Source organism: Kosmotoga sp., assembly GCF_982836095.1.
In genome coordinates, this window is record NZ_CEYIHJ010000001.1 from 34,210 (window position 1) to 38,891 (window position 4,682).

Here is a 4,682-nt window from a genome sequence, read left to right on the forward strand (position 1 = left end):
GTTGAAAGAGTTCATGTTTGATCTATCCAATAAGAAAGTAGTGTTAATCCCCCAGAATCACGAATTGGCGACCTATGCTCCTAAAATATCCAAAGAGGATACAATTATCACGGATTTTGATGATGCTCAGAGGGTGTATAACAAGATACGGGCATATGACCCTGTACCGGGTATAAGTGTTAGGCTGGGAGCGAAAATGATAAAATTATATGGAGCATTGCCGGAAAGCAGAGAACCTGAAGGCAAACCCGGTGAAATCGTGTCTATTGGTAAAAAGCACATGATTGTCAGGTGCCGAAAAGGCGCTGTGAGAATATCAGGAGTACAATTTCCCGGGAAAAAGAGAATAAGCCCCTGGCAGGCCAGAGCCGGTAGACTAATAGAAGAAGGCTTAATTTTGGGAGGTAGATAATATGGCTCGTGTTGTGAAGATATTTCAGGTCAGAAATCTCAAAACAGAGGATGACGAAAAGAAAGTCAAAGAAGTCTTGAATTCCCTTTCGGGAATTGTGAGAATTGACCCGATGAGTAAATTTGGTGTTGTAGAACTTGAGTATGAGGATGCATTGGTAGATAGGCAAACAATAAAAGACGAACTTGCCAAGCACGGGTATGAAATGATTTTCTGAAGTTACCAAAATCGTGTTCCCGGGTTTAACAGTCATTGAAATGAGCGTTCTTTTCCCATACTGGCGGTTGACAAGAATTACCGGTCAGGTTATAATTTATGAGGATGCCGAGGTGGTGGAATTGGCAGACACGCATGGTTGAGGGCCATGTGGGCGCATAGTCCGTGCGGGTTCAAGTCCCGCCCTCGGCACCAGCGACCGGGTTATACCCGGTTTTTTCTTTTTTGAGACATCAGGCGGTGATCTTCTGGGAGCTATGAAACCTCTCATAATGAAAGTCTTTAAATCCAAAGGCAGGGTGAAAGTAAAGTTGACCCCGTATGACGGTGGGGAAGGTTCTAAAACCATAGAGCTCGACGCATTCTCCGATTTTTTAAAGGACAACAGAATCCCTCCGCTATTTCCAGCAGACAATAAAAGCAGAGAGCAGTTCCCTTTTCAGGAACTGTTGATAGATGAATCTTTCTTGATAAACTTCCTTCATGTTGCTTCTTCTGATATTCCAGAAATGAGAATTTCTTCCTATGGGGAACGTGTAAAGAAGCTTCCAAGAACTCTTAAACCGTTGTTGGAACTTTTTTTGAAAGACCCTAAAGATGAAGTGCTGAAGGATTTTATCGCTTTTTTTCTGGATCAAAGTAGCAACGAAGAAGCTTGGGAAGATACCCTCGCAAAGCGGTTAACAAAGCTTCCAGTCTCTGAAAAAGACGAAGAGGTTCCAAATATTGATTTGATAAAAAGCGTCAGAATGACATTCAGCGAAGGTGGACTCTTGGAAGACATCTTTGAAGGGTTTGAGTTCAGGCAGGAACAACTGTTTACAGCCATGGAAATAGCTGAAAATATCATTGAGAAGCAAGGTCTCATGATTGAAGCTGGCACCGGGACAGGAAAATCTTTGGCATATCTTGTTCCAGTTGCGTATTATAGTGTAAGAACCGGGAAACATGCTGTGATTTCCACCAAAACACGCACACTTCAGGACCAGCTACTCAGAAAAGATATTCCTGTGTTAAAACAACTGCCAGGGTTGCAATCCCTTACAGCTACTGTGTTGAAAGGCCGCGAACGCTATATCTGCCTTAAGAAATTCATGGAACTTCTTGAAGAATCATCTTATATAGATAACAACATTTCCAAAATATTGTTGGGAATACTCTTTTGGTCTATCTTGACAGAAACCGGCGATTTGGATGAAATTCTCATACCTTCACAGCTAAGGAAAGAGCTGGGGGCCGACAAATACAGTTGTAATAGACAGCTATGTCCTTTTTATGAAAGATGCCCCTATTTCATTGCAAGAGAAAACGCAACCAGAGCCGACTTGATTATTACTAACCATGCATTGTTGTTCAGCGAAGCCGCAATTAGGTTAAAAGATGGTGAGTCCATTGATAACGAAGTATCCGGAATTCTTTTGCCAGATTTTGAATTGTTGATCATAGATGAGGCTCATGAACTTGAAAATTCCATTACAGAAGCCATGAGCTTTAGAATAACCCCTTATGAGAATGCACAACTCTTGAGATCTTCTATGCAGGTGCTTAAGAATTCTCTGATCCAGTTGAGAAACCATCATGACAGAGCTTTTCTCGAAAAAGTATGGAAACGCTCAAAGGAACTCATTGGAAAGATAGAAGGAACTCTGAGACAACTCGTAATAGTTTTCGGTGGAGATATGCATGGAGAAACCACCAGAATACAGGGAAATAGTCTTAAAAGTCTGATAGACACATTGACAGAGCTCGACAGCCTGTTAAAAAACTTCAGAAGCCTTTTCACTCAAGTGTCCAGAATGATTGAAGAGATTTCAGAAGAGGAGCCCTTAAGAAAATTACACATATTGGAAAATGAATTAAGAGCTGCGCTGACCTCAATAGATGACTTTCAGCAAAACGTGGAGGGCTTTTTGGAAGAGAACACGGAAAAGAGGGTTTTCTTCACTAGGAAAGAACCAAAAAATGGGGGCGTGTATCTCGCAATTTTATCATCTCCAGTGGAAAGTGACAGGCTTATGGAAAGGACATTTCCAAATGTACCGATGAAAATTTTCATTTCTGCGACGCTCTGGGTTCACAGCAAAGGAAGCGATGGGTTTAATTATGCCAGGCGTGTTCTGGGATTACCAAAAAACTTTCATGCTGTAAGACTTGGAAGCTCCTTCGATTATTCCCAGCAGTTGAAATTTTTTGTTGTAAAAGACATGGACGAGTATTCCCCTGGAAACCATGAATATTTGGACGGAGCTTCTCGGCTTATCAAAACAGCATTATCCATAGTTAAAGGTGGTTCTATGGTCCTTTTTACCTCTTATAGCGACATGAAATACGTTTACACTAAACTTTCAGAAGAGCTGGCACATCTTGATCTGAAAATGCAGAGACCACTAGACAGCCCAACGGCGATAATTGAAGAACACCTTGGCTCAAGCAATTCTGTCATATTCGGTGTAAGAACCTTCTGGGAAGGTATCGACCTCCCGGGAGAACACTTAAAACTGCTCATACTTTTTAAGTTGCCTTTTGATCGCCCTGATGACCCTTTAATCAATGCGAGAGTAAAACACTTTGGGCCAAGAAATTTCATGGAGGGGCTTAATAAATATTATTACCCCAAAATGATTACAGCCTTTAGACAAGGGCTTGGCAGGTTGTTGAGAACAAAAGAAGACAGAGGTGTTGTCATAGTGTTTGATAGGAGAATTGTTGACGCAAGGCGAGTTTATTCCCGCAAATTGCTGGGTTCATTGCCACCAGAAATGGCAGTAGAAGTAGCCCCTGGAAGAAAAATAATTGCCGCTTTGAGAAAATTGAAGAGGGAAAAATGGTTGTAAAACTCATTGAATTTGCGGGTCAATTTTTCCCTAATAACTGCATTAGCTGTGGAAAAAGGCTTTCTCCCAGAAAATTTTTATGTGATTCCTGTGAAGCACTCATAAAAGGGCCTATTCCTTACGAGATCTCTCTTGGCAAGTTTTCTGCAAGAAGTTATTGGTGGTATGAGCCTCCTGTTAGCGATGTGATAAAGGCTTATAAGTTTGCCAAACGCTGGCGACTCTCAAAACTCATTGCAAACTGGCTTTTGTACCTTCTCGATTATAGTTTGCATTCTGAAAGTAGTGATTACGCCATTGTAAGTGTACCAACGACTCTCAGAGCACTTAGAGAAAGAGGTTTTGATTCCAATGGGCTTGTGCTCCGCCAATTGAGAAAAATAGTTGATTACAGGGTAATAGATGCCATTACTGTGGCGAAATCAGGACTCCCACAATCTTCGCTATCAAAAGAAGAACGGAAAGCCGCTGCAGTAGGGAAATTCACACTTAGAACAGAAAGGCTTCCAGAAAAGATAATCCTGTTTGACGATGTTATAACCACCGGTTCAACGATAACGAGTTGTGCTAATCTTCTGAAGTCAGCAGGTGTTAAAGATTTAAAGATCCTTTCAATTGCCCGGACAAAGTAAAAAGAGGGCTAATGCCCTCTTTTGGCTGGGAGGGGAGGACTCGAACCTCCACCGGTGGATCCAGAGTCCACTGTCCTACCATTAGACGACCTCCCAAAGTCAGCTAAATTATATGATAGAATATCGAATATGTCAAGCTGACAATACCTTCAGTAAAGCAGTGTGAGCAGAACTTTTCTGAAAAAGTCGCTCCAGAAAATCCCAGGATATAAAATTGTTATCTTTGTGCTTAAAACTCAAAGATGTATAATAGAAGTGAGATTTTTGAGGGGGGATTACAGTGAAAAAAACTCTGCTGTTGCTGATTATTCTGTTTGCTTTTGGAGCTGGCTTTGCTTTTTACAGAGATATTCCTGTTGATAATCCTTATTACGAGGCTATCAAAAAAGCCCTTGATAACGGCATATTCACAGTTATTTACAATGCTGACAAATTCGAAGGTGACACACCCGTTACCCGCTTTGAAATGGCAGTAATGGTCAATAAGTTATTAGACTACACGGATGAATCAAAAATCCCGCTTGTTGGTGAGCTCAATAGAATAGCCCAGAGCCTTGATGTTATGGAAAAGCATTTCTCAGCGTTATC

5 protein-coding genes and 2 tRNA genes are annotated in these 4,682 nt (G+C 41.3%); 6 read left to right on the forward strand and 1 reads right to left on the reverse strand.

Annotated elements, in window-relative coordinates:
- From AC3LHT_RS00200 to AC3LHT_RS00220, 5 genes are all read left to right on the forward strand, one after another.
- Positions 1-412: methionyl-tRNA formyltransferase (locus AC3LHT_RS00200; protein WP_488661623.1), on the forward strand; the 412-nt coding region annotated here is incomplete at its 5' end.
- A 1-nt stretch (position 413) separates the two neighbouring features.
- Complete coding sequence (locus AC3LHT_RS00205) at positions 414-629, forward strand: heavy-metal-associated domain-containing protein (RefSeq protein ID WP_290646628.1); 216 nt, start codon at positions 414-416, stop codon at positions 627-629.
- A 106-nt stretch (positions 630-735) separates the two neighbouring features.
- Positions 736-823, forward strand: a tRNA-Leu gene (locus AC3LHT_RS00210).
- A gap of 62 nt (positions 824-885) precedes the next feature.
- Positions 886-3,462: an ATP-dependent DNA helicase gene (locus tag AC3LHT_RS00215; protein ID WP_488661624.1), complete on the forward strand. Its 2,577-nt coding sequence runs from the start codon at positions 886-888 to the stop codon at positions 3,460-3,462.
- The gene (locus tag AC3LHT_RS00220; protein WP_488661625.1) at positions 3,453-4,094 is read left to right on the forward strand and encodes a ComF family protein; all 642 of its coding nucleotides are present in this window, start codon (positions 3,453-3,455) and stop codon (positions 4,092-4,094) included. Before AC3LHT_RS00215 ends, AC3LHT_RS00220 begins: the two co-directional genes overlap by 10 nt.
- Positions 4,095-4,116: 22 nt before the next feature.
- Here AC3LHT_RS00220 and AC3LHT_RS00225 read toward each other — a convergent pair.
- A tRNA-Gln gene (locus AC3LHT_RS00225) sits at positions 4,117-4,190 on the reverse strand.
- A 184-nt stretch (positions 4,191-4,374) separates the two neighbouring features.
- On the opposite strand from AC3LHT_RS00225, the gene AC3LHT_RS00230 reads away from it, so the two are divergent.
- Positions 4,375-4,682, forward strand: a 308-nt coding sequence (locus AC3LHT_RS00230; RefSeq protein WP_488661626.1) for an S-layer homology domain-containing protein, incomplete at its 3' end; no start/stop codon positions are given.